The 26,539-nt window shown below is 56.4% G+C and carries 22 protein-coding genes and 1 pseudogene; 13 read left to right on the plus strand and 10 right to left on the minus strand.

What is annotated here, in order from left to right; genetic code table 11:
• Nucleotides 1-75 precede the first annotated feature (75 nt).
• Together DMX12_RS21520 and DMX12_RS21525 are read left to right on the plus strand one after the other, a co-directional pair.
• Nucleotides 76-1,506, plus strand: coding sequence for a PLP-dependent aminotransferase family protein (locus tag DMX12_RS21520; RefSeq protein ID WP_161893043.1), 1,431 nt, complete (start codon nucleotides 76-78; stop codon nucleotides 1,504-1,506).
• 60 nt (nucleotides 1,507-1,566) lie between these two features.
• The gene (locus DMX12_RS21525; protein ID WP_110679414.1) at nucleotides 1,567-3,120 is read left to right on the plus strand and encodes a phospholipase D family protein; all 1,554 of its coding nucleotides are present in this window, start codon (nucleotides 1,567-1,569) and stop codon (nucleotides 3,118-3,120) included.
• A 37-nt stretch (nucleotides 3,121-3,157) separates the two neighbouring features.
• Here DMX12_RS21525 and DMX12_RS21530 read toward each other — a convergent pair whose 3' ends face one another.
• Both DMX12_RS21530 and DMX12_RS21535 read right to left on the minus strand, forming a co-directional pair.
• Nucleotides 3,158-4,297 carry an MFS transporter gene (locus DMX12_RS21530; RefSeq protein WP_009682919.1) on the minus strand — a complete coding sequence of 380 codons (1,140 nt, stop codon included), beginning with the start codon at nucleotides 4,295-4,297 and terminating at the stop codon, nucleotides 3,158-3,160.
• Between the two features lie 144 nt (nucleotides 4,298-4,441).
• Nucleotides 4,442-5,935: an aldehyde dehydrogenase gene (locus DMX12_RS21535; RefSeq protein ID WP_054881325.1), complete on the minus strand. Its 1,494-nt coding sequence runs from the start codon at nucleotides 5,933-5,935 to the stop codon at nucleotides 4,442-4,444.
• Between the two features lie 196 nt (nucleotides 5,936-6,131).
• Between DMX12_RS21535 and DMX12_RS21540 the strand changes: the two genes are divergently transcribed.
• Complete coding sequence (locus DMX12_RS21540) at nucleotides 6,132-6,491, plus strand: cupin domain-containing protein (RefSeq protein ID WP_009682916.1); 360 nt, start codon at nucleotides 6,132-6,134, stop codon at nucleotides 6,489-6,491.
• A gap of 82 nt (nucleotides 6,492-6,573) precedes the next feature.
• Nucleotides 6,574-6,777, plus strand: coding sequence for a hypothetical protein (locus DMX12_RS21545; RefSeq protein ID WP_009682915.1), 204 nt, complete (start codon nucleotides 6,574-6,576; stop codon nucleotides 6,775-6,777).
• A gap of 67 nt (nucleotides 6,778-6,844) precedes the next feature.
• Here DMX12_RS21545 and rpmG read toward each other — a convergent pair whose 3' ends face one another.
• Nucleotides 6,845-7,000, minus strand: a complete 156-nt coding sequence (gene rpmG / locus DMX12_RS21550; RefSeq protein ID WP_003253507.1) for a 50S ribosomal protein L33 — start codon at nucleotides 6,998-7,000, stop codon at nucleotides 6,845-6,847.
• A gap of 11 nt (nucleotides 7,001-7,011) precedes the next feature.
• Entirely contained in the window at nucleotides 7,012-7,248 is a 237-nt protein-coding gene (gene rpmB, locus DMX12_RS21555) for a 50S ribosomal protein L28 (RefSeq protein WP_003253504.1), read from the minus strand.
• A 361-nt stretch (nucleotides 7,249-7,609) separates the two neighbouring features.
• Here rpmB and DMX12_RS21560 point away from each other — a divergent pair, with 361 nt between their 5' ends.
• Nucleotides 7,610-9,214: an ABC transporter substrate-binding protein gene (locus DMX12_RS21560; RefSeq protein ID WP_110679415.1), complete on the plus strand. Its 1,605-nt coding sequence runs from the start codon at nucleotides 7,610-7,612 to the stop codon at nucleotides 9,212-9,214.
• Between the two features lie 59 nt (nucleotides 9,215-9,273).
• On the opposite strand, the pseudogene DMX12_RS21565 reads toward DMX12_RS21560, so the two are convergent.
• Nucleotides 9,274-9,441, minus strand: a pseudogene (locus DMX12_RS21565) (JAB domain-containing protein); the annotation flags it as partial.
• A 73-nt stretch (nucleotides 9,442-9,514) separates the two neighbouring features.
• On the opposite strand from DMX12_RS21565, the gene DMX12_RS21570 reads away from it, so the two are divergent.
• From DMX12_RS21570 to DMX12_RS21585, 4 genes are read left to right on the plus strand one after another with little or no spacing between them, the layout of a single operon-like run.
• Nucleotides 9,515-10,681, plus strand: a complete 1,167-nt coding sequence (locus DMX12_RS21570) for a tyrosine-type recombinase/integrase (RefSeq protein ID WP_223817826.1) — start codon at nucleotides 9,515-9,517, stop codon at nucleotides 10,679-10,681.
• Nucleotides 10,674-12,281 (plus strand): site-specific integrase, encoded by a 1,608-nt coding sequence (locus DMX12_RS21575; RefSeq protein ID WP_003253494.1) that lies wholly within the window; start codon nucleotides 10,674-10,676, stop codon nucleotides 12,279-12,281. The genes DMX12_RS21570 and DMX12_RS21575 overlap by 8 nt, the downstream gene beginning before the upstream one ends.
• The gene (locus DMX12_RS21580) at nucleotides 12,278-14,680 is read left to right on the plus strand and encodes a hypothetical protein (RefSeq protein ID WP_110679416.1); all 2,403 of its coding nucleotides are present in this window, start codon (nucleotides 12,278-12,280) and stop codon (nucleotides 14,678-14,680) included. The genes DMX12_RS21575 and DMX12_RS21580 overlap by 4 nt, the downstream gene beginning before the upstream one ends.
• Entirely contained in the window at nucleotides 14,677-15,036 is a 360-nt protein-coding gene (locus DMX12_RS21585; RefSeq protein WP_003253491.1) for a hypothetical protein, read from the plus strand. Before DMX12_RS21580 ends, DMX12_RS21585 begins: the two co-directional genes overlap by 4 nt.
• Nucleotides 15,037-15,044: 8 nt before the next feature.
• Here DMX12_RS21585 and DMX12_RS21590 read toward each other — a convergent pair whose 3' ends face one another.
• A complete protein-coding gene (locus DMX12_RS21590) occupies nucleotides 15,045-15,467 on the minus strand; it encodes a hypothetical protein (protein ID WP_003253488.1) in 423 nt (140 codons plus the stop codon).
• 83 nt (nucleotides 15,468-15,550) lie between these two features.
• Here DMX12_RS21590 and DMX12_RS21595 point away from each other — a divergent pair, with 83 nt between their 5' ends.
• The 3 genes from DMX12_RS21595 to DMX12_RS21605 all read left to right on the plus strand — a co-directional run bounded on the left by DMX12_RS21595 (nucleotide 15,551) and on the right by DMX12_RS21605 (nucleotide 18,257).
• On the plus strand, nucleotides 15,551-15,871 hold the full coding sequence (locus DMX12_RS21595; protein ID WP_003253486.1) for a helix-turn-helix domain-containing protein: 321 nt from the start codon (nucleotides 15,551-15,553) through the stop codon (nucleotides 15,869-15,871).
• A 149-nt stretch (nucleotides 15,872-16,020) separates the two neighbouring features.
• A complete protein-coding gene (locus tag DMX12_RS21600; protein WP_003253484.1) occupies nucleotides 16,021-16,380 on the plus strand; it encodes a histone-like nucleoid-structuring protein, MvaT/MvaU family in 360 nt (119 codons plus the stop codon).
• A gap of 956 nt (nucleotides 16,381-17,336) precedes the next feature.
• A complete protein-coding gene (locus tag DMX12_RS21605) occupies nucleotides 17,337-18,257 on the plus strand; it encodes a hypothetical protein (protein ID WP_003253479.1) in 921 nt (306 codons plus the stop codon).
• Between the two features lie 130 nt (nucleotides 18,258-18,387).
• Here the strand turns inward: DMX12_RS21605 and DMX12_RS21610 are convergent, their stop codons facing one another.
• The 3 genes from DMX12_RS21610 to DMX12_RS21620 all read right to left on the minus strand — a co-directional run bounded on the left by DMX12_RS21610 (nucleotide 18,388) and on the right by DMX12_RS21620 (nucleotide 22,725).
• Nucleotides 18,388-20,217, minus strand: a complete 1,830-nt coding sequence (locus DMX12_RS21610; RefSeq protein ID WP_003253477.1) for a CocE/NonD family hydrolase — start codon at nucleotides 20,215-20,217, stop codon at nucleotides 18,388-18,390.
• A 44-nt stretch (nucleotides 20,218-20,261) separates the two neighbouring features.
• Nucleotides 20,262-21,701, minus strand: a complete 1,440-nt coding sequence (locus DMX12_RS21615) for a YfcC family protein (protein ID WP_003253475.1) — start codon at nucleotides 21,699-21,701, stop codon at nucleotides 20,262-20,264.
• A 112-nt stretch (nucleotides 21,702-21,813) separates the two neighbouring features.
• Entirely contained in the window at nucleotides 21,814-22,725 is a 912-nt protein-coding gene (locus DMX12_RS21620) for a LysR family transcriptional regulator (RefSeq protein ID WP_003253472.1), read from the minus strand.
• 202 nt (nucleotides 22,726-22,927) lie between these two features.
• On the opposite strand from DMX12_RS21620, the gene DMX12_RS21625 reads away from it, so the two are divergent.
• Nucleotides 22,928-24,154: an OprD family porin gene (locus DMX12_RS21625; protein ID WP_009682006.1), complete on the plus strand. Its 1,227-nt coding sequence runs from the start codon at nucleotides 22,928-22,930 to the stop codon at nucleotides 24,152-24,154.
• 323 nt (nucleotides 24,155-24,477) lie between these two features.
• Here the strand turns inward: DMX12_RS21625 and DMX12_RS21630 are convergent, their stop codons facing one another.
• Nucleotides 24,478-26,175, minus strand: coding sequence for a phosphoethanolamine transferase (locus DMX12_RS21630; RefSeq protein WP_003253466.1), 1,698 nt, complete (start codon nucleotides 26,173-26,175; stop codon nucleotides 24,478-24,480).
• Nucleotides 26,176-26,539 lie beyond the last annotated feature (364 nt).

Below are 26,539 nucleotides of genomic sequence, written 5' to 3' on the forward strand. Positions count from 1 at the left end.
CTGGCGGCCGACTGAATGCTGTATTTTCCAGGCAACTGTACCGGTCGCTGCCTACAGGTAGCCCAGGAGTATGCCTTGACCCTTTACCTCAACCTCGCCGAACTGCTCGGTGCCCGCATCGAGCAGGGCCTGTATCGCCCAGGCCAGCGCCTGCCGTCGGTACGCGCCCTGAGCGTGGAGCACGGGGTCAGCCTGAGCACCGTGCAGCAGGCCTACCGCATGCTCGAAGACAGCGGCATGGTCTCGCCCAGGCCCAAGTCCGGCTATTTCGTCAGCGACCACCGCCAGCTGCCAGCGCTGCCTGCAGTCAGCCGCCCGGCCCAGCGCCCTGTGGACATCTCGCAATGGGAACAGGTACTCGAGCTGGTGCGCAGCACCCCGCACAAGGACGTGGTGCAACTCGGCCGCGGCATGCCCGATATCGACAGCCCAACCCTCAAGCCTTTGCTGCGCAGCCTCGCCCAGTTGAGCCGGCGCCAGGACATGCCGGGGCTGTATTACGACAATATCCATGGCAACCTGGCGCTGCGCGAGCAGGTGGCGCGGCTGATGCTCGATTCCGGCTGCCGCCTGGGCCCGGCCGACCTGGTGATCACCACCGGCTGCCATGAAGCGCTGTCATGCAGCATTCGCGCGGTTTGCGAGCCAGGCGACATCGTTGCGGTCGACTCGCCCAGCTTCCACGGCGCCATGCAAACCCTCAAGGGCCTGGGCATGAAAGCGCTGGAGATCCCCACCGACCCGGTCACCGGCATCAGCCTGGAAGCGCTGGAGCTGGCCCTGGAGCAGTGGCCGATCAAGCTCATTCAGATCACCCCCAGCTGTAACAACCCACTCGGCTACATCATGCCCGAGGCGCGCAAGAAGGCCTTGCTCAGCCTGGCCCAGCGCTACGACGTGGCGATCCTGGAAGACGATGTGTACGGCGACCTGGCCTACACCTACCCGCGCCCGCGCACCCTCAAGTCATTCGACGACGATGGCCGCGTGTTGCTCTGCAGTTCGTTCTCCAAAACCCTGGCCCCCGGCCTGCGGGTGGGCTGGGTGGCACCTGGGCGCTATCTGGAACGGGTGCTGCACATGAAATACATCAGTACCGGCAGCAGCGCCAGCCAGCCGCAACTGGCAATTGCCGACTTCATCGCCGGCGGGCACTACCAGCCCCACATGCGGCGCATGCGCAGCCAGTACCAGCGTGGCCGTGACCTGATGAGCGATTGGGTAACGCGCTACTTCCCGGCGGGTACCCGGGTCAGCCGGCCGCAGGGCGGCTTCATGCTGTGGGTGGAATTCCCCGAACATTTCGACACGCTGCGGCTGAACCGCGCTTTACTGGAGCAAGGTGTTCAGGTGGCGGTGGGCAGTATCTTCTCGGCCTCGGGCAAGTTCCGCCACTGCCTGCGCATGAACTTCGCCGCGCGGCCAACGCCGCAGATCGAGGCTGCCGTGCGCAAGGTAGGTGAAACCGCCCTTCGTCTACTGGATGAAGAAAGCGCCGACGCGTAACTTTGCGCCGCCCGCCACTGTCCAACCTCCACAGCCCTTGCCGCACAGGACGATCCACCCTTGAGACCTCAGCGCGCCTTGTCTTTGTTGCTGATGCTGTTGCTCGGCCTTGCCGGCTGTGCCAGCGTCAGTACCCCACGCGAAACCAGCCAGGCCCTGCCCGCCAACGACTCCGCGTTCGGCCGCTCGGTGCTGCGCCAGGCGGCACCGTATGGCGGGCAGTCCGGCTTTCGCCTGCTGCCCAACAGCAACGAGGCATTTCGCGCCCGCGCCGAATTGATCCGCAACGCCCAAGCCAGCATCGACCTGCAGTACTACATCGTGCACGACGGCCTCAGCACCCGCGCCCTGGTGCACGAACTGCTGCGTGCCGCCGACCGCGGCGTGCGCGTACGCATTCTGCTCGACGACACCACCAGCGACGGCCTGGACACCATCATGGGCACCCTCGCTGCCCACCCGAATATCCAGATCCGCGTGTTCAACCCACTGCACCTGGGCCGCAGCACCGGGGTGACGCGCGCCTTCGGCCGCCTGTTCAACCTGTCGCGCCAGCACCGCCGCATGCACAACAAGCTGTTCCTGGTGGACAACAGCATGGCTATCGTCGGCGGCCGTAACCTCGGCGACGAGTATTTCGATGCCGAGCCCAACCTCAACTTCACCGACATCGACCTGCTGAGCGTCGGCCCTATCGCCGAGCAACTGGGGCACAGTTTCGACCAGTACTGGAACAGCGCGCTCAGCCGACCTATCAGCGATTTTCTGTGGCATGCGCCGGATGCCGACGACCTGCGTGCCAGTCGTCATCGCCTGGAAGTCTCGCTGGCTGAAGCCAGGACCCAGCGCAAGGCCTTGTACGATCGGTTGATGGCCTACCAGTCGCAGCCGCGCCTGGATGTGTGGCGCAACGAGCTGATCTGGGCCCATGCCCAGGCGCTGTGGGATGCCCCAAGCAAGGTACTGGCCGATGACGAGCCGGACCCGCAGTTGCTGCTGAGCCACCAGTTGGCGCCTGACCTGGCCAACGTGCACAGCGAACTGATGCTGACATCGGCTTATTTCGTGCCGGGCGAGCCAGGGCTGCTGTACTTGACCGGCCGTGCCGACGCAGGTGTCTCGGTAAAGCTCCTGACCAACTCATTGGAAGCCACCGATGTGCCGGCCGTGCACGGTGGCTACGCCCCCTATCGCCGAGCCTTGCTCGAACATGGGGTACAGCTTTATGAGCTGCGCCGCCAGCCGGGCGACCCCAGCGCGGGGCGCTTGAGTTTCCGCGGTAGCTCGGACTCCAGCCTGCACACCAAGGCGATCGTGTTCGACCGGCGCAAGACTTTCATCGGTTCATTCAACTTCGACCCGCGTTCGGTCCTGTGGAATACCGAAGTGGGGGTGCTGGTGGACAGCCCGGAACTGGCCGAATACACCCGCGAGCTGAGCCAGCAGGGTATGGCGCCGGCGCTGAGCTATCAGGTGAAACTGCAGGGGGGCAGACTGGTGTGGGCGACTGAGGACAATGGACAGCAGCATGTGCTGACCTCCGAGCCGGGCGGGATGTGGCGCAGGTTCAATGCCTGGGTCAGCAAGGCGGTTGGCCTGGAGAAAATGTTGTAGCGACGATTTTGGGGCTGCTTTGCAGCCCCAAAAACGCTCAGGCAGACACAGCCTCAAACGCCCCGCGCCTCTGGGTCAACACCACCAGCCCCGCAGCCCCTGCAGCCATCAGCAACAGCAACGCATGCCCGCTGACCCACTGGCTGCCTGCCCCGGCCAACAATGGCCCCAGCAGGCAGCCAATGCCCCACAACTGCGCCACGTGAGCATTGGCCCGCACCAGTTCATCGTCGCGGTAGCGCTCACCGATCAGCACCAGCGACAAGGTGAAAAGGCCGCCGGCACTGGCCCCGAACAGTACCCACAGCGGCCATATCACCGGCGTGTGCAGCAACAGCGGGATCGCCAGGCTGGAGACCAGTAGCGTTACCGCACAGCCGGTGAACAACGCACGGCGCGACATATGATCGGCCAGCGCGCCGATGGGCAACTGCAGCACAGCATCGCCGACCACCACGGTACTGACCATGAACAAGGCGATTTCAGTGGTAAAACCTTGCTGCAGGCAGTACACCGGCAGCAACGTCAGGATCATTGCCTCGAACGAGGCAAACAGGGCGATGGCCCAGGCAATCACGGGCAAGCGACGGCAGAACCTGAACAGGTCGCCGAAGCCGACACTGCAGGCTTCGGTGCTCGGTGCACCGCCGCGCCCCAACAGTACCAGCGGCGCGAGCAGCAGCAGGCCGGTGGCGGCCCAGAAACCAAAATCGTCAGCCGAACCGAGTACGCCCAGCACCAGCGGCCCGGCCAGCTGGCTCAAGGCGTAGCTGCTACCGTACAGCGCCACCAGGCGGCCGCGCCATTGCTCGACCACCAGCTGGTTGATCCAGCTCTCACCCAGGATAAACACCACGGTCAAGGACATGCCGATCATCAGCCGCAACAGCAACCACAGCGGGTAGCTGGGCAATAGCGCGACCAGGCCGATGGACAACGCACCGCCCCACAGGCAGATGCGCATGGCCGCAGGTAAGCCGACCCAGCCGGCCAGGCGGCTGGCCAGGCTGGCACCCGCCAGTACCCCCAGCGCAGGCATCGCGGCCATCACGCCGATGGCGAAACTGCCATAGCCCCAGGCTTCCAGACGCAGAGATACCAGGGGCATGCTCACGCCCAGCGCCAGGCCGACACTGAGCACTGATGCCAGTACGGCGAAGTAGGTCCCCCAACGCATTGCTGCCTCCCGGGCCAAGAATTTTCCATGGCCCATTCGCGGGTAAACCCGCTCCCACAGGTACACCACCACCCTTGAAAGCGGTGCAGTACCTGTAGGAGCGGGTTTACCCGCGAATGGGCCGCAAAGCGGCCCCTCCTGGAATTACAGCTTGATCCAGGTCGCCTTCAACTCGGTGTATTTCTCCAGCGCATGCAGCGACTTGTCACGGCCGTTGCCCGATTGCTTGAAGCCACCGAACGGTGCGGTCATGTCGCCGCCGTCGTACTGGTTGACCCACACGCTGCCGGCGCGCACGGCCCGCGCAGTCTTGTGCGCCTTGGAAATGTCCGCCGTCCAGATACCGGCCGCCAGGCCGTACGGGGTGTCGTTGGCGATGGCGATGGCTTCTTCGGCGGTGTCGAAGGCAATCACCGACAGCACCGGCCCGAAGATTTCTTCCTGGGCGATGCGCATGGCATTGGTCACGCCATCGAAGATGGTCGGCTCCACATAGGTGCCACCGGTTTCCTCCAGGGTGCGCTTGCCGCCGGTCAGCAGCTTGGCGCCATCCTTGTGGCCGGCCTCGATGTACGACAGAACGGTATTCATTTGCTGGGTATCGACCAACGCACCCACGGTGGTCTCTGGGTCGAGTGGGTTACCGGGCTTCCAGCCTTTCAGGGCCTCGACCACCATGGGCAGGAACTTGTCCTTGATCGAGCGCTCGACCAGCAGGCGCGAACCGGCGGTGCACACTTCGCCCTGGTTGAAGGCGATGGCACTGGCGGCAGCCGCAGCGGCCGCTTGCAGGTCCGGTGCATCAGCGAAGACGATGTTCGGGCTTTTGCCGCCAGCCTCCAGCCAGATTCGTTTCATGTTCGATTCGCCCGCATAGACCATCAGTTGCTTGGCGATCTTGGTCGAGCCGGTGAACACCAGCGTGTCGACATCCATGTGCAGGGCCAACGCCTTGCCCACGGTGTGGCCGTAGCCTGGCAGCACGTTCAGTACACCCGCCGGGATGCCGGCCTCGATCGCCAGTTGCGCGATGCGAATGGCGGTCAGCGGCGATTTTTCCGAAGGCTTGAGCACTACCGAGTTACCGGTGGCCAGTGCCGGGCCAAGTTTCCAGCAGGCCATCAGCAGCGGGAAGTTCCACGGTACGATGGCACCGACCACGCCGACTGGCTCACGGGTAACCAGGCCAAGCTGGTCGTGTGGGGTGGGCGCGACCTCGTCGTAAACCTTGTCGATGGCTTCGGCGGTCCAGTGAATGGCCTGGGCTGCACCGGGGATGTCGATGCTGGAGGAGTCACCGATCGGCTTGCCCATATCCAGGGTTTCCAGCAGCGCCAGCTCTTCGACGTTCTTGCGCAGCAGGTCGGCGAAACGGATCAGCGTGGCTTTGCGCTTGGCCGGGGCCAACTGCGACCAGACGCCAGCGTTGAAGGTGGCACGCGCGTTTTCCACGGCACGGTTGGCATCGGCCAGGTCGCAGCTGGCAACCTTGGCCAGGAAGCGTCCGTCGACCGGGCTCAGGCACTCGAAGGTTTCACCGGATACGGCATCGGTGTATTCGCCGTTGATGAAGGCACGGCCTTCGATCTTCAGTTGCTGGGCGCGTTGTTCCCAGTCCGCACGGGTCAGGGTGGTCATACGAAACTCCTCCTCTTGTTTAGGTGCAACGCCGCACTGAGGACTCACAGGCGTTGTCAGAATTCTGGCCGGGCGACGAGCGCACACTGGCAACCGATACCCTAAACCAGCCACTGTAAACTATCAATATATTTGACACGGAAGGCCCAAAAGCCTACTGATGTTAATTTTATTTAACAAGAACAGGAGCCGCACCATGAACATCGCCAGCATCATCGACTTCGCCCAAGTGCTCACTGAAGCCGAACGGTACCGCCCTGCGGCTGAAAAAATCCTCAAGGGTGAGCCAGACCAGGCGGTCTACAACCATTACTCCAGCCCATGCGGGCAGTTTGCCGCAGGCGTTTGGGAGGGTGAGGTCGGCCAGTGGAAAGTGAACTACACCGAGCATGAATACTGCGAGATCGTTCAGGGCGTTTCGGTACTGCGCGACGACAACGGCGGTGCCAAGACCCTGCGCGCCGGCGACCGGTTCGTAATCCCGGCCGGGTTCACAGGCACCTGGGAAGTGCTTGAGCCGTGCCGCAAGATCTACGTCATGTTCGAGCAGAAGTAATTATGTAGCGCAGCTGGCCAGGCGGCATGCGTGAGGATGGCCCTGCCCACAACGGGCCATTCACCTCAACAGGAAGATCACCATGACCAACGATGACGTCAAACAAGCCCTCGCCCACCTGGTCGGCGCCCCTTACGTGCCAGAGCTCAAAGACACCATCTGCGCCATTACCGGTCGCTCCCGCGTGGTCGGCCCCACCGACATGTGCACCCGCGAGTTCGACCCTACCCGCATCCAGATCAGGACCGACGCCAACCAGGTGATTCAGGGCTTCGAATTCAACTGACCTTGCAGCAGGCATAAAAAAACCCGCGTCCTTACGGATGCGGGTTTTTTTTCAGGTCGCCGATCAATTACTTGATCTTGGCTTCCTTGTACACCACGTGCTTGCGAACAACCGGATCATATTTCTTGATCTCGATTTTGTCCGGGGTGGTGCGCTTGTTCTTGTCGGTGGTGTAGAAGTGGCCGGTACCGGCACTCGAAACCAGACGGATCAATTCACGCATGATGCTCTCCCTTAAACCTTGGCGCCAGCTTTACGGATGTCAACCAGAACGGCGTCGATGCCGCGCTTGTCGATGATACGCATGCCTTTGGCGGAAACGCGCAGACGCACGAAGCGCTTCTCGGATTCAACCCAGAAACGGTGGTGCTGCAGGTTCGGCAGGAAACGACGACGGGTTTTGTTGTTTGCGTGGGAAATGTTGTTCCCGGTTACTGGACCCTTACCAGTAACTTGACAGACTCTCGACATGACTCAGCCCTCTAAAACCACATGCCCAACCCGGCATGGGTTGGCCGCTTAATCTCTCAGTCTTTGGCGCCTGGGCGCCGTGATTCTGGAGGCCTTATCGACCGGATCCGCTTATGCGACAGGCCGAGCCCCTAGAAAAGAGCGCTGCTTTATACCAGAAAGACCTGGCTGCAACAATAGTTGATGCACATTGGCGCAAGCCCGATTCAGCCGGGGCAGCATACCTTCAGGCCCCGCCAGCCGTCGACCGCTCGTCGCCACATTTGTAAAAAAGGATGTGGTCATTTCCCGACAGGCACACTAGGGTAGGCTTTTTCCAGACTGCACTGGCAGATGGGCCACTGACAGCCAAGGAGCCACCATGCGTGCCGCCGCCCTTTCCTTATTGTTCAACTCCCTGTTCACCGCCACCCTGTTCGCGGGTGGCATCGCCCAGGCCGCGCCCCTGAGCGTTTGCAGCGAGGCCAGCCCCGAAGGCTTCGACGTGGTGCAGTACAACTCGCTGACCACCACCAATGCCACCGCCGACGTGCTGATGAACCGCCTGGTGGAGTTCGATGCGGCACAGGGCAAAGTGGTGCCGAGTCTGGCGGCCAGCTGGACGGTCTCGGCCGACGGGCTGGTGTACGACTTCACCCTGCGCGACGGTGTGAAGTTCCATACCACCCCGTACTTCAAGCCCACCCGCGAATTGAATGCCGATGACGTGCTGTTCAGCTTCCAGCGCATGCTCTACCCAGCCCATGCCTGGCACAAGACTGCACCCGGCGGCTACCCGCACGCCCAGTCGCTGCAACTGGGTAGCCTGATCAAGGCGATCGACGCCCCGGCCCCGAACACCGTGCGCTTCACCCTCAGCCACCCAGACGCCACGTTCCTGGCCACCCTGAGCATGGGCTTCGCGTCCATCTACTCTGCCGAATATGCCGACAAGCTGCTCAAGGCCGGCACGCCAGAGAAGCTCAACAGCCAGCCGATCGGCACCGGGCCGTTCACCTTCCAGCGCTTCCAGAAGGACGCTGTGGTGCGCTACCGCGCCAACCCGGACTACTTCGGCGGCAAGCCGGCAGTGGACCCGTTGATCTTCGCCATCACCACCGATGCCAACGTGCGCCTGCAGAAGCTCAAGCGCGGCGAATGCCAGGTCGCCTTGTCGCCCAAACCGCTGGATATTGCCGAAGCGGCCAAGGACGACAAGCTCAAGGTGGCCAGTACGCCCGCGTTCATGACCGCCTTTGTCGCCATCAACAGCCAGCACCCGCCACTGGACAAGCCGGAAGTCCGCCAGGCGATCAACCTGGCCTTCGACAAGCAGGCTTACCTCAAGGCCGTGTTCGAAGACTCTGCGGTGGCGGCCAACGGCCCCTACCCGCCCAATACCTGGAGCTACGCCAAGGACTTGCCCGGCTACCCTCTGGACTTGAAAAAGGCCAAGGCCCTGCTGGCCAAGGCCGGCCTGGCGGAGGGCTTCAGCACCACTATCTGGACGCGGCCATCGGGCAGCCTGCTCAACCCCAACCCAAGCCTTGGCGCGCAAATGCTGCAGGCCGACCTGGCCAAGGTCGGCATCAAGGCCGAGATCCGTGTGATCGAATGGGGTGAGCTGATCCGCCGCGCCAAGGCCGGCGAGCATGACCTGCTGTTCATGGGCTGGGCCGGTGACAACGGCGACCCGGATAACTTCCTCAGCCCGCAGTTCTCCTGTGCGGCAGTGGAGTCGGGTACCAACTTCGCACGGTTCTGCGACAGCCGCCTGGACCAGCTGATCAGTGCCGGGCGCACCACCAACGACCAGAGCGTGCGTAGCCGGCTGTACCAGCAGGCGCAAACCCTGATTCAGCAGCAGGCACTGTGGGTGCCGTTGGCGCACCCGACAGCGGCGACCCTGCTGCGCCAGGAAGTCGAGGGGTACCAGGTCAGCCCGTTCGGGCGGCTGGATTTCAGCAAGGTGTCGGTGGCCAGGTAGACCTGCACCGGGCTCTTCGCGGGCTTGCCCGCGAAGAGGCCAGCACACAACTAAACGGCCTAAGCCACGATCCACCCCTGCTCAACCATCGACAACGGCTCCCCGTCGCCAATGATGATGTGATCCAGCACCCGCACGTCGATCAATGCCAGCCCGCGTTTGAGCGACAAGGTCAGGTGCACATCGTCCTGGCTAGGCTCACTGTTGCCTGAAGGGTGGTTATGGCACTTATGGTATATGTTCGGAAACGTTGCAGATCTGGAGCTACCGATGCCAGACGTCCCTTTCTGCGAGATCCGAATGATTCGTACTGCCTCCAGCGGCCTCAGGCCATACCTGCTGGTGCAGGGGGTTCCAGTGATCCTAGCAAACCTCTGGGCGGAGGATTTGCTCCACAGATCGCGTCTCAATACCGTCGAAAATTACCTACGTGACATCGCTATCGCGTACGAGTGGGCTCTCAGCCGAGGTTCTCCACTGGAAGCGAAGCTTGAGCGCCTAGCGGTGTTCAGCTCAGCGGAACTGACATCGCTGGCCGAACGCCTCTGCTCCACCAAACGCGGTGCGGGTGCGAGCCAATCGACATGCACCCGACGACTCGAAGCTGTCAAATCATTCATAGATTTCTCCTTCGAGCACTACGTTGAGCTCAATCGACTAGGTCTACTTGAGCAAAGCCAAGCGGAAAAAAACAAAGCCAAGAATCTGCGAAATCTTCAAAAAAAAATCACCAAGATTGCATATCAATCAGAACCGCCGCTACCAGCAACGCCACTTGACTCCGGCGGACAAGCCTTATTCAAAGGGGTGCTCAGTCCTGATGACTTTAGGAACCCATTCCAAAGTAAACAGATACAGGCACGCAATTACTGTCTGTTCTTAGTAATGCTTGAAACACTTGCCAGGCGTGGCGAAGTGGTTCTCATAGAACTCGACGACGTTGACCTTGGTCCCTCACCTACAATACGCATCAAGCGCCCAAGCGATATCAACAGGGAGCGGAGACTGGACGGGGCTAGTCTCAAGACGCGCGGTCGGATAGTCCCCATAACCGCATCGGTAGCCGCGGTTCTGAACGAATACATTTCCGATCATCGCCCTAAACTGATCAAACCAAAAAGACCTTGTACAGCCCTATTCGTGAGTTCCCGTGACGGGAGACGGCTATCTGCGCGAACCGTAAACACCATTCTTCGTACCGTTGCAGCCAGCCTCGGCTTGCCAAACTTTTCAACACGAATTCATCCGCACGGCTTGAGGGCGACAGGGGCAAATATAGCTCGCAAAAAGTTTGAAAAAAGTGGCGCCAACAGCATTAATGTAAAAGATGCTCTGGCGTATCTGGGCGGATGGAGCCCCAGCAGCGAAAGTGTTCAGCGCTACTCTCGACAGGCCATATCTGATCGGCTCGGCGAAATAATCAGAAGCTCAGACAGCTCAAATTTTCGAGGCAATGAAGATGATTAAAATTTCGCCTGCCGAACTCGTAGCCGAGATTGAATGTCGCTTCGGCATCGAGGCCGATGCCTTTCCTTCCACAGTCAAATCCACCTTCGGTCAGGCTATAACAATTCACAACAATGATGCGTGGGTTGAGAGAATAACGGTAGAGATTGTCGGGTGTGCTCCGATGAATATTGCGTGGAGCAAGCCCCTACATTCTAACTTGTTAGTTGAGTGGCTACTCAGAGGGTGGTTCATCGACAGACTCCAAACCCACATCGACCTTAGGCCTCTGATTGTCGTCCAGCGGCTTCTGGCCCAGCATAAATTTTCGGGAAATGACGCGGATACTATTGGCAATAGGTTATCGACATTTGCTGTACGTGAATGCACTCGATTAAAAGCATCAAGCTGGTATGAGGAGCTAGTTGCTCTTCGAGTATTTTATCGATGGTGCTTGGATGAAGAAGTCCCAGGCTTCAACGAACATGACAGCCTTGAACTATCACAGCTTACAGTAAAGGCGCATGATAACAGGCATTTAGTCACGATGCGAGATGATGACTTTGGCCCTTTCACTCGCGTACAACTCGCGAACATTGAGATGAAGCTTGCCAACAATCCGCTCATCACTCATGCCCAACGCACGCTTTTTTTGCTCTGTCGCGACTGGGCTCTTCGCCCTATACAGTTGGCCCTAATGCAGGTTACTGACTTCGGGATCGATGAGGGCGGCCCCTTTGTAAAGGTGCCGAGTGTTAAAGGAATTAGACGTTCAAGGCTCAGGAGGCATCCGAGCAACCTGGTAAAACGTTACATCGCTAACGATACTGCAGAGGCAGTAGAACTTCAGTGCACTTTAGCTGAGACCCAATGCAATGCCGCATCGAAGGAAATCAACGCGATATGTGCCAGGCATGGAATAAGCACTCCAGTACTTCCTACGCCGTTGTTTCCCTCGGCGTACACAACCGAAAACCGCCTTTTACGCTTCCTCACCAACCCCAAGCTGACACCATTCACATTACATCTCGACAACCATAGAATAAGTTATGCGCTAACATCTCTCACTTGGATACTCCAGTTACCAGACCCTCATCGACCCATACAAAAAACAGAGCCCTTCATGCGGATCACCGCGTACCGACTGCGCAGGACCAAGGCTACTTCAATGGTTCTTTCCGGTGCATCCCCTGAAGAGGTCGCTGAAGCTTTAGATCATTCAAATCTGAACTCTATAAAGCACTACTTCCATTACAACCTTGAGCTGCAAGAGTTCATAAATACGACCCACATGGCAAGCCCGGAGATCAATGCAGCCGTGCAGATGTGGTGCGGCAAATTCATGGAAGAAATCCCTGACAGATCCGCGCTAAGGCCAATAAGTGGCTTAGGATCATGCAATTCTGAAGAGCCATGTCCTTACCACCCGACGGTCACTTGCTATGCATGCCCTAAATTCAGACCTAGCCGTCATGCTAATCATGAAGGGGCTTTAGCAGACATCACTAAATTCCAGCAGATGCTCGGGAGCAATTCCACTGGCGCTATGGCCCAACAGGTCGAAGCAGCAATTCACGGCGCTAAGTCAGTAATCATTGCTGTGAAGGAGTTGAAAGAATGAGCATATCAATGATGGTCTTAGACGACCGATACAAACATGCAGAGCAACAATTTAATGACCTCAAGGCCAACGGATTAGTAGCAGGAGATTTCGAGGGCAAGGTATGGCAGTATCGATCGAGTAATATTCCCTTCACATCACTCGATCCTCTCAACAGGCGAAATCAAGACCAACCCCCTCTCCCGCTAGTGATTGGCAAGCTTGCGCGCTGCTTTATAGTTAAAGAAATTCTGGCACATCCGTCAGCAGAGCTGATTATCGGCAGAATGGCCTCGATTAGGCATCTATCCGCAGTAATGGATAGCGAAAACATTGAGTGGAGCGACATAACGCGCAAAGTCTTCGACCGCACCGTAGACTCGATCAGGCATGGACGTTCAGACTCTACCATTTACCATAGAGCAAATGCCCTCAAGGCATTTGTTGATTTCCTCAACCAACTTAGCGTAATGGCCGATGGAGTACTGCTGCGATTCGTCGATAGGTTTATCAAATGGCAAACTGGGATACCCAACCCGACTCATAGTGCGCTTGAACTCACATCACGAGAGTTTCAGCAAAGAGAAGAAAATCTATACTCTTCTGACTTGCACAAAGGGATTGCACAAGCCAGGTGGTTGATCAAGCAGAACCCACATTTGGAGCCAACTGCGGGCTTCGATAGAATTCGACTTGAGGCGACCTGCTTTGGAATGGCGCTCGGTTTGAGAGTTGGTGAGATCGCGAATCTTCCAAAGAGTTGCCTTTTCCAAGATCCCAACACTCACACGACGTTCGTACGAGTGCCTGTAGAAAAAAACTGCATCCCCAACGCCGTACCCGTCGCAGACCTATGGAGCGCACCACTCACCGAAGCGTACGAGTACTTGCTGGCTGTCACTCAGGATGCTAGAGAGCGTGCTCTTGACATTGAAACCAATGGTTTCTCATTTATAGATAAAGCACTCGCAGCCTATCGCGCTAACCATCCGTTAGATCCCGGCGCGGTGGATCAACTCTCATCGTTGGATCTGCCCGTAGAACATCACTACTTTGTTGAGGAGATATGTAAGTGCTTCCCCGTATCTCCAAAAGAGCTCTACAGTGGTGGGCGATTTTACAGCAGCAGCGTTGAACTCCCTAGAATAACGGCCGCTCGAATCGCAATTTGGATAGATGAACGAATGCATAATTGGGATTGGTCTAATTTTCTCAATGAGTACAAAAAGAACTGTTATAGCGTATCCGTCATTGACATTGCAAAACACACAAAATCCTCCGAGGCGTCAGTAAAAAAGAGCAAATGGTTTGTAGATCACCTGCGCACCTTTCTCAAGGGAATGGTTCACGACGGGCTTTTCAAGCCTGGAAACAATCCTTCACATGCGCAACTCTTCGACATCCGGAATGAGTGGGCAAGCATCAGAGAACTTATGTTATCTCAAAGAGGATTCGGGGCGGGAGTACCATCCCTGGTCATAGATATCAGACTGCTCAAGCGCCTTTTAGAAGATAAATACAGATTTCACCTGCGACGCCATTTTGAAGAACAATTTTCAATGCCTGGTGATGGAAGTGAAGCACCTTATCATGCGAAGCACACTGCCAAAGGTTATCCTAGCAAGCTGAGTGACAACTTACTTGTAATCTGGGAAAACCAGTTTGACTCGATATCTGAGCTAGGGATCATCCCCCGCCCCCTATTTAGAGCCGATCTCTACAACTATCTCTCTTCGAACTCCTCAAAAAAAACAATCTTTCAGCGCCTTGACCTACGAGGGCAAGACGGTGAAATCTTTTCCATCACTCCTCATCAAATCCGTCGTTGGGTTACCACGGCAATTCTTCGTTCTGGTCCCTCTGAAACAGCTGTGGACCTATGGATGGGGCGAACCCCACGCCAAAGCCGTCAATATGACTACCGTACTGCCAAAGAGCGAGCAGAATATGTGAGATCTTTATACTTGGCCGTTGACCCTCCCCCAGACTTTTTGGGCAGGCTAGTAATCCGATGGCGGGAGGAGTCAATCGCTGACGAACAAATCGAAGAGATGATCATCGAGAAACTCAGCATTCTCAACCTAACGCCTTGGGGCGGGTGTACACGTGAGCTCTATATCAGTCCGTGCGACAGGGGCCTCATGTGTATCAGAGGCTTCGGTACAGATTCTGGATGTAAATCCTTTCACCTGAACCCTGATGATCTGGAAGCAAAGGCCGCTATCGAGAGCTTACTCAGCGAGTACGAGAAAATTTTGAGGGCAATTTTTGACAACCAAACTGACATCACGTCTAGTATTGAGGCTGAGCTCGATAATACTCACGCTTTCGATCAGCACGTTCTGTTTGTGATGGATATGGTTACGAGCTGCAAAACGGCCTTAGAAGCTTACTCAAAACCTAAGAAGGCTTCATCATGAAGCAGGAAAAAAAATGGAAGGACCACGTGCGGTCCATTCTCGCCGAATATGAGGCCGGACGGGTTCAGGAACCGCTCACCCAAAGTGGCCTTGCCCAGCAGGCGGGTGTTAGTCGTCAAACGCTCTGGAGAGATGAGGAAATACGATCTTTATATACGGCCACTCAGACCCATCTTAAAGACTTCAAAAAGGTCGGGCGTAAAAATAGTGATGCGAGAATTTATGCTCTCGAAGCACAGCTACAAAAAGCACGCATGGAGAACAATCGATTAATTCAGACAATCGTCAAAGCCGCTCAGCTAATGACCGAGGATGCAATTGACCCAAGACGATACTTCGAAGATACCACGAGCTGACTCACCAGCTATCCTCGTCTGTAAAGTTCCTTGAAGAAGCCATACTCACGGCACTCGGAGCTGTTAGGCTGGTAATACCGACGACCGCCTTGAACGGTGTAACACCTGTACAAACGATCCTCGCTTTCATGAATGACCTCCAGATGCTCCATCGCCCACCCGCTACTACCGTTCATCCACCCGGGAGTAACAATCTGAAGGGATAACTCAACGGCACCATTCAGGGTTAAACGCGTGAACTGCTCCAGCCCACGCATGTCCTCCAGAAAGAAGACCTCCACACACGTGTCCTCTCCCCGCTCCCTCGTCACCGTGATGTGAATCCATGGCGATGACAGCCGTTGCTCCACGAAATGCCAAGCCTGCTGATCCTCAGCCAGCCAGGCGAAGGAGCGATCCACCTCTGCCCATCGGTTGGTGATAAACATCATGACCCCCTCTCAAATGAACAGCATACATTGTAGTCATATACTGTTCACGGGTGCCTCATCTTTCCTTTTGCGGAAGATGCAAAGTGGAATTGAGACAGGCATTCGGTCGGGTTCTGAAGTGGATGCGAGTCCAGCAAAAGCTGACCCAAGAAGACTTCGCGACGGTGAGCAGTCGTACCTACATCAGCACGCTGGAAAGGGGACGATACGTCCCGACCATCGAGAAACTGGACACCATCGCACCAGTGCTGGGAGTTCATCCGATCACATTACTGGTTGGGAGCTATGCCCTCAAAGAGAACCGAGCAGTGGCAGAGTTACTCGCTCAAATCACTCAAGAAGCTGAACGCATGGACCTTGCAACGGCCTTCCCGGACTCAAGCAAAACCTCACACCAGAGCTGATCACCACCTGCTAATGCCGCGAAGCGATTGCCCAAGCGCCAATGGGGGGACTGGATTTTGCTCTATTGCAGGGCTGTTTAGGCCACAAGATACTTAGCACGCTTTCTGTCTAGCCTGATAAAATCTCAGGCCACTTCTTGGAGAATCTCATGTCCCGTCTCGCTGAATTTCGCCTTCTCGAACAACAGCTCGCCGCGCAGCTCGCCGAACTGGAAGCACTGAAGAATGATTCCGCCCTGAAGCAGGAAATGGAATTCGAAACGAAGCTCCGCAACCTGCTCAACGATTACGGCTACAGCCTGCGTCACGTGATCCAGATCATTGATCCGCAGCCCGTAGATTCCGGATCTATTGCACAAAAACCTGCACGGAAACCACGAGTAGTGAAAACCTACAAGAACCCGCATAGCGGAGAAGTCGTTGAGACGAAGGGGGGCAATCAGCGCACTCTGAAGGCCTGGAAGGCAGAGTACGGTGCCGAGGTGGTTGAGTCCTGGTTAGCCAACTGACTGTGCTGTAGTCGACCTGTGGCAGGAGCATAAACGTGAATCGTCGCCAAATGCGAATTCCCATTCTGGGGCGCGACGATTTTTTTGGTAGGTGGTAATGACACACCATTTATGCGCATTAAATAGAGGTCCACTTCAGAAACGGACGCTCCAAAATGCGCAATGCTCTCGTCACAATCTCAGTAAACACCCTCGCAAGCATCCTGGCTGGTCTCATGCTCCACTGGATCACCCCCCCTCCTACTGCCGAAGCCATTCGATCCGGGATCGCGACGCCTGTCTCACCGTCTAAGTCGGTTACCGAGCCTTGACATCTGCACCTCCGAATCATGTGGCCGGCTTACCCAGTGGATGCCTCAAAAAAGCAGAACTTGGGGACCAGTTCGCGCCCCGCCCGAAGCGCATGAAGTGATGTTCCGTTTTTAGACCAAGCGAGAGCACGCCAGGCTTACAAGTCAGTTGCATGATCAGCTGAACGAATTGCTGGAGCATTTCGTAAACCTCAACGAGGGGCTGTACTTCGGGGGCGGATGTCACGGTATTGCAGAATTTCACTATGCTCGATGCGGAGGATGAAGACTTCGTGCATTACAGCCTGCACGACTGGTTCAGTTTTGGAGACGCCATAGAAGACGACGATTTGCTGATTGAGCGGCCTTGATCGACGGTGCTGGGCCATAGCTGACGGCTGGTCTGCCTACCAACTGATCCGTTCCGTGGCAGGTGTTATTTTCTCTACAAGAATAGCCTCCACGCCTCGGGCGGGTCCCAGACCTGCACTGCGCACCAGGGGGTTAGTTGTTTCTGGGGCTCACAGACTCCTTACGGGGTAATCCCATGCTTCTGGCAAGGCCTGCCACCGGAGGGTGACCACCTAAGGGGCAGATAGGCCTTCCTGCTACCGAACTTCGCTGGGTACGATCAATAAACCCTCTATTGATACGGTTTTGGCAAAGATGGATGTGTACAAGCTCCGCATTGAAGACACTGAAAGCAAAACCATAGACAAGGATCGGTTCGAGTCTGAGACCTTCCGCAGGGAGCCGTGGTATCAGCCCGGAAGCGCGGGCAAGCTGGCTCAGTTCGCGGTGTGTCCGGCATGCGACAACCCTGTCCAGCTGGTAGGGCTGTATGAGTTACCCCCAAACGTAAAAAATCCCTTCGGAAAGCACGCGACGAAGAGCATTCGCGGTATCGCTCCATTTGATGGAGAGGCCCGTAACGATTGCCCATACTTCCAGCCCCGTCAGCACAAGAAGACCGACCGAAAAACCGGTTTTGACGGCGTACCGCGGAAGATTCTCAGGCTTTTGATAGAACAGTTTGACCGCGTGGTTTACATCCTGGAGAAGGAAACCCAGGTGGTGCTCTCGGAGAAAGCCTTGCGAGGCATGCTGCAGCGTTACAAAGGGGAGCGCGGCTACCTCTATACCGGTGCGACGCTACGCAACGTGCCATGGATCTTCGCCTATATGTCGGACGCCACTCGGCTCTTTGGCCAGAAGATAGGTGGGAATGCTGAGCTTGTGAAAGCGATAGAGTCTCAAGTGCCAGGGGCGGAAATCAGCACCAAAGGCCGGCTGGAGGCGAAGAGCCTTCCTGGGATGAAAGGCCCCTACTTCGATCTCAAGATGAGTTTCATCCGCCACCGGATCTCTAAGGATAACGAGGAATCCGGCCTGGTTGAGAGCATGGAGTTTGTAGTGTCCCAGCTTCGCAAAGGTGAGCTTGAGCACATTCACAAGCAGGTGCTCAAATTCGATCCGGCTTGGTTCGAGAGCCTCATCCGAATGCCTGTTGATCATCCCTATCGCAGGATGGACCGAGTGGATATGGCCCGTGAAGAGCTAGGCGATTTGCTGGTGTCGAACGGGTAGAGGTGAGCATCGTGTAAACCTATTTTTTTACCTGTTAACTACAGTGGTTAACAGGTAAAAAAACTGGTTTACAGGGACAGCGCTCGGCAGCTGTCCAGAACTGCTGCCAAGCGATAGCTCTATACCGCTATCAGCTACCAGCTGGTGCTTGGACGACCGTTAGCTGAATCCTGGAGGGCCGCTTAGCCCCCATATGTACGGTATTTCGAGCAGTCCTTTTTTTGTTCGCGCAGCCTTCCGGCTCACCGCTGTTGGGGTTTACGTCGAACCGTGGGAAATTGCTGCCGGCAATCTCAAGGCGCAAGCTGTGACCGCGCTTGAACAGGTTGCAGGTTGCAAACGGTTCGATCTGCACCTTGAAACATTCCCCAGGTACCGTCGGCTTCGGATCGTTCCAGCTGTCCCGGTATCGGCAACGAATGATGCCGTCTGTAATGTTCATGGCATACCCCTCTGGGAAGTCATCGCTTGGCGGATAGACGTCGACCACCTTAGCGGTAAAGTCAGTGTCTAAGCCGTCGGTCTCGACCCACAGCTGGATCGTTACCGGACCGGCGACAGCAAGGTCAGCTTCAAGCGGCTCAGTTTCGAAACACAGCACATCGCTGCGCTGGCAGATGGCACTGCCATCTCCGCGCGCGCCGAAGAAGCGTGGTGTTTCTCGCTGATCAAACGCTCCGCCTTCGAAGACAGGAGCGCCGGAAGTCAGCGCGCCGCCGATGGTCGGTACTGGATTAGATGGATCGGCGAGGAAGTGGCAAGCAGCATCGGTTGCCGCTGGCCCCCCTTTGCTCAACTGACCGTCAGGATGAAGATAAAGATCCAACCGCTGGCTGCCAGGTAATGGCCACTGCTGTGCATCAAGCCACTGACCACCATGATCTATTCGCGTGTCCTGAAGCTTGCGACCACTACCACCGCCCATCATGAATACCTGCACCTGTTGGGCTGGTGCAGTGATCTGTAGCTGCAGATGGTTTACAAACCACTCAATACGACAGGACAGCCAATCCTGCGCCACTTGCCCATCGAAAGCGGCGGCTGGGCCAAACTCGGCATCGCCGCTGTGGCTAATGTTGCGGTCGCCATGCAGCCAAGGGCCCATCACGAGTCGTTGTGGTGCCTTACCGTTCGCGACGAAGGCAGCAAAGTTATCCAGGGTTGAGCTGACATAGGCGTCATACCAGCTCGACATGTGCAGCACCGGAATATCGGGAATGTTGCTGCGATAGTGATCGGCGCAAATGCCCAACTGTTGCCAATAGGCATCGAAACAGCCGCGGCCCCATTGGTCGAACAGGTAGTCCTCATACGCTGGCGCATGACGCAGCGGTGAAAATCCTGGACGCCACGGCATATGGGCGAACCAATGCCGGATGTCTTCCTGCTCCAATGCTTCGCGCAATAGTGGATCGGCTTTGGCTGCCGGACTTTCCTTGGCCTGCTTGTATGCCCATGTGGCCTGTTTGAGCTCGAATGCGCCTCCTTGGCGGATGCCACATTGATAAGCGTTGGCGAAGCCTCCAGAGTCCAGCACCATCGTCTTCAGCCCTGGAGGATTTAAGCAGGCCATAGCGAGCTGAGTATGGGCTGCATAAGAAAGACCCATGCTTCCGACCTTCCCATTGCACCAAGGCTGCTCGACCAACCAGGCCAAAGTGTCGTAGCCGTCTTCTGCTTCGTTGACGTACTTGATGAATTCGCCTTCGGAGGCGTAGCGACCGCGGCAGTCCTGAAACACAGTGACGAAGCCATGTTCGGCAAAGGCTTGGGCCATCTCTTCACGCCCTAAGTGATGACCATTCAGGCATTTCTCCGAGCGTGAGGGCTTGCTCTTGTCGTATGGAGTGCGTTCGATCACCACTGGCCACACGCCGGTACTTTCATCAGGCAGGTAGACATCGGTGGCCAACCGAACGCCATCGCGCATCGGGACCATCAGGTTTCTGAGGATTTGCATGTTTGACACTCAAAGCAGTAGGGCCGCATACGCGGCCCGAGATTTCAGTAGCCGGTCAGAACGGCAATGGAGAGGAGGCACATGGCGATGGCCGCGAATACCAGGCACAACGGCCAGATGAATCGCGCCCATTGACCCCATCCGACTTGAGCGGTCGCAAGCAGCACTAGTAGGCCACTTGAGGTAGGAGTGATCAGGTTTGTTAGACCATTGCCCAGCAAAAAGGCATACACAGTGGTCTGAGCGCTCACACCTGACAATTGCCCCAACGGTCCGAAGATTGGCATGGTCACTGCTGCTTGCCCCGACGTGGACGGGATCAGGACATCCAGCCCGAGTTGTGCGAAGAACATGCCGTACGCCGAAACTAGAGGGCCGTGATCGCTGACCAGGTTGGAAAGGTTGTTGACGATAGTGTCGAGCACCTGGCCAGTGCTGAGGATGATCTCCACCGCAGTGGCGAGACCGATCAGCACGCCGGCCATTAGCACCTTCTTCATTCCGTCGACGAATGCGCCGGCAGCCTCGCTGGCACCGATGCCAGCCACCACACTGAACACCATGCTCATCGCCAAGTAGTACGCAGACAACTCTGGGTACTTCCAGTGCCAGCGATTGGAGGCATAAACCAGGAAGGCGACGCCCGCTCCCAGCAGTAGAAGGTTGAGACTGTGGCGTGGCGCTAGCGGTGTGCGCTTAAAAGTAAACTCAGCACTGGCGTCGTAACCCAGTCGGCGTACAGTCATTAACACGAAGCCAATGCCGACCAGCAGAAACACCAAGTAGGCTGCCACACGCATATTCAGCCCGCTGAACATTGGAACGCCCACTAGCGGCTGGGCAACCGCCAATGCCACGGGGTTGGTAATCGAACCCAGATAGCCGATTTTCACCGAGATCACCACGATCGCCAGACCAACAATGTTGGGCAGCCCCAGGCGATTGGCCATCGCTACCATTAGCGGGACGATCAGGATGAACTCTTTGGCCAGTCCCATGAACGTGCTACCGGCCGAGAACACCAGCATCAAGCAGGGTACCAGCACGTAGATGTTGCCCCGGGTAAGGCCAAGTATCCGCTCAAGACCAGCATCGATTGCCCCGGCCTTGTTCAGCACGCCAAACATTCCGCCGATGAACAAAACCATGAAGATCAGGCCGGCTCGCTTCTCGATGCCCTGTGGAATGGCCATGAAAGCCTCAACCAAGGAGACCGGACGTGCAGCAGAATCGGTTGTGGCACGCGGCTCTGTGGAAAATAGCTGGCTTAGAGAGGCGTCCTTTTCCAAGGTCTGGTACGAACCGGGGACAACAGCGATGTCTTTGCGCTGGAACTGGCCTGAATCGACGAAGTAGGTGAAGGCCAGAGCCATGAAAACAATGCTCAACAGGATCAACGCAGGATTGAGCTGCTTGGCCGGGCGAGGGATGTCTGCTTTTCCAGCAGGCGCGGCTTGCGCCGCCGGTGCATGAGGTAGGTTCATGGTGCGCGATCTCGATTATTGTTTTGTAGGGGCCCAGGGCTACAGGGCGCACACTAGTTCAATCGGATGCAGTCACTCAACGTTATGAGTAAATCGGGTTGGGCTATGCAATTTATTGCGTTGGCGTAGAACCATTCACCTCTGTGAGCCTGTTACGCATGTGCTCCGCGAAACTCTCAACCAGCAAAGAGCGTGGCTGGTCTTTGCGGAAAATCAGGCCAAAACGATAGCAAAGCGCAGGTCTCAGCGGCTTGGCGATCAAAGGAAGGCCACCAAACTCTTTGGCCAAAAGACCATTGATAATTGAGACCCCCATACCCTCTGCAACGAATGCGCAAGCAGCACTGACCGAGTGGACCTCTACGCGAACTTGAGGGGTAATTTCAGCCTCTCGGAAACGCAGGTCGAGTTCAGATCGAAGGCTCCTTTGCCGCCCCAGAAGCACGAGGGGTTCATACCGCAATGCTTCGAGACTGACCTCCGATAGCTCCGCCAGTGGATGGCTTTGGTGCATGACGCACATCCCTTCGGTCTCCAGTACCGGTAGCACTTCAAAATGCTGAAGTTCCGTAGGCAAACGCACGAAAGCGAAGTCAGCGCTTTTGTCGAGTACGGCCCTTTCCAGCGCATCGTATCCGCCGGTGATGACCTCTACGACGACGTCCTCACGGCCCTGCATGAATTCGGCAACGATCCTCGGTAGCAAGTGTTGAGACATGCTGGTCGGTACTGCAACCTTGAGCAGACTCCGGCGCGAATGACCCAGTCTCAGCTCATCTGCCATGCGTTGTACGCGCTGGAGGTTGTCTACGAGCTCCGCCACCTGTCCAAGGAGTTCTTCCGCCTCAGGAGTCGCCATCAATCTGCCCTTACGTCGAAGGAAGAGCGCGAGGCCTAAGTGATCTTCGAGCTGAGTTAACAAGCGGCTGACGGCCGATTGGGACAAGCCCATACGGGTAGCAGCTCCGATGGTAGAGCCCGTTGTCATGATGGCTTGAAAAGCTTCGAGTTGTTTGAGGTTCACAAGATACTCCGAGGTTTCTTACCAACTAAACGCATAGCCTCATGCGTATTACTCATAACGTTGTTGCCGATTCCACGACGGGTTAGTGTCCGCCGCATGAGTGAATCCCGTCCAGCATGACGCTGCGTAATCTGCGATGGATAGTACTGGGTCGCTCCATTTTGATGCTGCCAAAAATCACAATACACAGCAGAGATTTCCGATGAACACCCTCACAACATCGCGCACACTCGCGTGTGCAAGCGTCATTGCTAGCTTGTTCCCCAATTTTGCTGAAGCAGACTTCTTCAAAGACTCCGAGGGCCGGCTGGCTCTGCGAAATTACTATTTCAATGATGGATTTCGTGATGGGGGCGAAGATCGCAAAGAGTGGGCGCAGGGTTTTCTGCTCAAGCTACAGTCAGGTTACACCGAAGGACCTGTAGGCTTTGGTTTGGAGGCACTGGGACTTTCAGGAATCCGGCTCGACTCAAGCGCTAAGCATGCGGGGACAGGCCTTCTGCCGGTCCACGACGATGGTCGGGCAGCTAGCGAATATTCGAGTCTTGGCATTACCGCTAAGGCCAAATGGAATGACCTTTTGGTCAGTGGTGGCACTCTCCTCCCCAAAATCCCCGTCCTGGTTTACAACGATGGTCGACTACTACCTCAAACGTTCCGAGGTACCCAAGCGGAGTACACCGGTGTTGATCGGTTGTACCTTCAAGCTGGGCATCTAGACAAATTCAAAGCCCGAAACTCTACCGATAGCGTCGATATATTTCCTCAGGGATATTCCGGAGGTGGCGGTACGGACTTTGATTTTGCGGGGATGCGCTACGACCTCACCAAACAGCTCAGTTTTAGCAGCTACTACGGGGAACTTCGGGATTTCTACCGCCAACAATTTTTCGGGTTGGTTTACACACTGCCGCTTGGCCCAGGCAAGCTAACTAGCGATCTACGTTACTTTATCAGTGATGATGCTGGCGCAGCCCGTAATGGTGTAGTTGATAGCGATATGTTTAGCGGTTTACTCAGTTATCGTCTGGGTGGCCACACGTTCAGTGCTGGATATCAAAAGGTTGATGGCAGCACCGCACTTCCGTACGTGAGCGTAAGCACGGTCTACTCGTTCAGCAATGCTAGCGTTGGCAAATTCATTCAGCCCGGAGAGCGGACCTGGATGGCGAGGTACGACTACGATTTCACTAGCATGGGAATTCCTGGACTGAGCTTCATGACCCGCTACTACAAGGGCGAGGATGGGGTCTATCGTGGTCAGGAAGCCCGGGAGCACGAGTCCAATACGAACCTGAAATATGTGATCCAGGACGGGCTCTTCAAAGGTGTGGGGGCTGAGTTTCGATATGCAGTGGCCAGGAGCACGTACAGCAGCGACCGGGATAACTACCGCTTGTATCTGACGTACGACATTGCATTGTGGTGATAGCTTCAAGTTCCCCTTGAAGCCGTCATCTAAAGGCAGCTCCCGCAGTCGGGAGCTGCCTTGTTAACCTACTCCCCCTTTTTGTGCTTGTGGGGTTTCAGGTCCGGATGGTCCTTCTGCTTCTCAGGCGTGACTCGCTGCCTTTTATCCGGAGTGCCATCTTCGTTAGTTCGTTTAGGGCCTGGCTTGATGCTCATGCGAGATTTCCTTTATCGCTTGGGTTGGTGGGTGCTGCTATGTAGTTAGTCCAGCTTCTTATAGCTGTCAAAGCGGACGGGAGCAGAAGCACTTGGCATCCCAGAGGGGCCATCCTACTTCGTGTCTTAGAGGCCTGAGTAAGAGCCTCCTGGCAAGGGCTTGCACGGGGCAGTGAAATCCAAGGCTGAGCGGTACGAGGACGTCTGGACATTCATCATCCCGAGCACTGTGTGAAACAGGTTGTCGTGGCTAAGAGGTGAGCTTGCTTGAGCTTTCAAACAGCCGACGTTGAGCCTTTCACTCTTCGCAAGAGAATCGGACATCCAAAGCACCAATGGCACCTTGGTTTGCTCTTCAGGAGCCATCGCATAAGGCAGCCCATGCAGGTAGAGCCCACCCTCACCCAGTGATTCTCCGTGGTCAGAAACGTACAGGAGCCCAGTGTCGAATTTGGTGTTCGCTGCCAGGATGTCGATCAGCCCGGCTGTAACGTAGTCGGTGTAAAGGATCGAGTTATCGTAGGCATTGAGCACTTCCTGCTGCTTACATTTGTCGAGCTCGTTGGTCTCGCACACCGGCGCGAATTTCTTGAATTGCGCGGGGTAGCGCTTGTAGTAGGCCGGGCCATGGCTACCTTTGTAGTGGAGCACCAGGACAGCATCGCCTTCTTGACGCTTGATGAAGTCTTGCATCTCCGAGAGCAGCACCCCGTCCTTACACTCCTCGCTGGTGCAAAGTTGGGGATCCGCGTGAGAGGCAGCCTTGTGGTTGGGAACCCTGTCGCAGGCCCCTTTGCACCCCGAGTTGTTGTCAGTCCACATGACACTAATGCCTGCGCGTTGAAGCACGTCGAGCAGCCCTTCTCGGCTCTTGGCCAAGCCATCTTTGTACTCGGCCTTACCCACATCCAGGAACATGCATGGCAACGAAACTGCGGTGGCGGTGCCGCAGGAGCTGACGTTGGAGAAGCTGATGACGTTGCGTTTTTCCAGCTCCGGGTTCGTTTCACGGGTGTAGCCATTGAGGGAGAAGTTGGCGGAGCGGGCGGTCTCTCCTACAGCCAGTACCAGCAGCCTAGGTTTACGGGCCGCCCCCTGTCGATTAACTACCGCATCAGTTCCAATGGCCGTCAGCGTTTTAGGTGTGGCCAGCTGGCGCTTCAGGTAACCATGGCCAGCCGCAAACAAGTTGGTGGGTACCAGGATCAGTCGGATCTCCCGATTGTTGCGCAGCAAGGAGGCATATGACTGGTATTGACTCAGCACGATGCCAGACAAGGTCAACAGAGCGAGCGACAGAGCAATGACCCTGCTGACCAAAGCTCTGGCCCAAGGCTTGCGCCGGAGGGGAACCCGGGAGATCAGGTAGACGGGCAACACCCCAACCATTGCGACCCACAGACCGAGCTTCCAATTCAGCAGCTCGGTTGCCTCAGCGACGTCTGTCTCCACAACGTTGGTGAACATTGTGTAATCGATCACGATGCCATAGGCATTCATGAAGTAACTCGCAAAAGCCGCGCTGATCAGTACGAGACATAGAAAAGGTTTGGTCAGCCGCGCCCATGACAGCAAGCTCAGAACCGTAAACACCCATGCGAATACTATGACTGGGAGGCTAGCTGCTAGCAGCCAGTTCACTTCATCGGTTTTGAATACCAGCTTCCAGAGCACGCTCCAGAGCTCAGCATTCGCGAATAGCAGCAACCAAAGAGTTACCAGCCCAATGAGCAGATTAGTGCTGATGCCTTCCTGTCGGGCAGTGCGAATAGCAAAGATCCATTTACTTAACAGGGTGTGAACAATGGATTTTGAAGGTGTCATTATCAAACTCTGAGAGGCTGCTTATCCATGCGTTAGCTGTGGAGTTAGCGGGAGCTGCTTGGCAAACCATCGACAGATGCTGAGCGATTGCGCAATGTGCGGAGCGCCAGAGGCCTTAGGGCCTAGGCGTTGGAGACGCTTAGAATGTGTGAGGCATAGGGACAAAAGAGAAATAAATCTCGCTGAGCGCATTATTTCCGGCGCCTGATAACGACACGATGACCTCGTGATTACAATGCTGACAGAAATGCAATAACTGCTGTTTTAATTGCCATCGACCAGGCTATGATAAAAATTAGGGTGACACCATCTATTAAACGCAGAGCACCGCTCAGCTAGATAAATTTAATTTCACAAACAAAAC

The sequence above is a fragment of the Pseudomonas sp. MB-090624 genome, assembly GCF_003205245.1.
GTDB lineage: Bacteria > Pseudomonadota > Gammaproteobacteria > Pseudomonadales > Pseudomonadaceae > Aquipseudomonas > Aquipseudomonas juntendi.

What these genes read in the sequence shown, in the direction of transcription:
- DMX12_RS21530 (WP_009682919.1), bottom strand. Translation starts at nt 4,297, where the DNA reads ATGCGTTGGGGGACCTACTTCGCCGTACTGGCATCAGTGCTCAGTGTC.
- DMX12_RS21535 (WP_054881325.1), bottom strand. Translation starts at nt 5,935, where the DNA reads ATGACCACCCTGACCCGTGCGGACTGGGAACAACGCGCCCAGCAACTG.
- DMX12_RS21540 (WP_009682916.1), top strand. Translation starts at nt 6,132, where the DNA reads ATGAACATCGCCAGCATCATCGACTTCGCCCAAGTGCTCACTGAAGCC.
- DMX12_RS21545 (WP_009682915.1), top strand. Translation starts at nt 6,574, where the DNA reads ATGACCAACGATGACGTCAAACAAGCCCTCGCCCACCTGGTCGGCGCC.
- rpmG (WP_003253507.1), bottom strand. Translation starts at nt 7,000, where the DNA reads ATGCGTGAATTGATCCGTCTGGTTTCGAGTGCCGGTACCGGCCACTTC.
- rpmB (WP_003253504.1), bottom strand. Translation starts at nt 7,248, where the DNA reads ATGTCGAGAGTCTGTCAAGTTACTGGTAAGGGTCCAGTAACCGGGAAC.
- DMX12_RS21560 (WP_110679415.1), top strand. Translation starts at nt 7,610, where the DNA reads ATGCGTGCCGCCGCCCTTTCCTTATTGTTCAACTCCCTGTTCACCGCC.
- DMX12_RS21570 (WP_223817826.1), top strand. Translation starts at nt 9,515, where the DNA reads ATGATTCGTACTGCCTCCAGCGGCCTCAGGCCATACCTGCTGGTGCAG.
- DMX12_RS21575 (WP_003253494.1), top strand. Translation starts at nt 10,674, where the DNA reads ATGATTAAAATTTCGCCTGCCGAACTCGTAGCCGAGATTGAATGTCGC.
- DMX12_RS21580 (WP_110679416.1), top strand. Translation starts at nt 12,278, where the DNA reads ATGAGCATATCAATGATGGTCTTAGACGACCGATACAAACATGCAGAG.
- DMX12_RS21585 (WP_003253491.1), top strand. Translation starts at nt 14,677, where the DNA reads ATGAAGCAGGAAAAAAAATGGAAGGACCACGTGCGGTCCATTCTCGCC.
- DMX12_RS21590 (WP_003253488.1), bottom strand. Translation starts at nt 15,467, where the DNA reads ATGATGTTTATCACCAACCGATGGGCAGAGGTGGATCGCTCCTTCGCC.
- DMX12_RS21600 (WP_003253484.1), top strand. Translation starts at nt 16,021, where the DNA reads ATGTCCCGTCTCGCTGAATTTCGCCTTCTCGAACAACAGCTCGCCGCG.
- DMX12_RS21605 (WP_003253479.1), top strand. Translation starts at nt 17,337, where the DNA reads ATGGATGTGTACAAGCTCCGCATTGAAGACACTGAAAGCAAAACCATA.
- DMX12_RS21610 (WP_003253477.1), bottom strand. Translation starts at nt 20,217, where the DNA reads ATGCAAATCCTCAGAAACCTGATGGTCCCGATGCGCGATGGCGTTCGG.
- DMX12_RS21615 (WP_003253475.1), bottom strand. Translation starts at nt 21,701, where the DNA reads ATGAACCTACCTCATGCACCGGCGGCGCAAGCCGCGCCTGCTGGAAAA.
- DMX12_RS21625 (WP_009682006.1), top strand. Translation starts at nt 22,928, where the DNA reads ATGAACACCCTCACAACATCGCGCACACTCGCGTGTGCAAGCGTCATT.
- DMX12_RS21630 (WP_003253466.1), bottom strand. Translation starts at nt 26,175, where the DNA reads ATGACACCTTCAAAATCCATTGTTCACACCCTGTTAAGTAAATGGATC.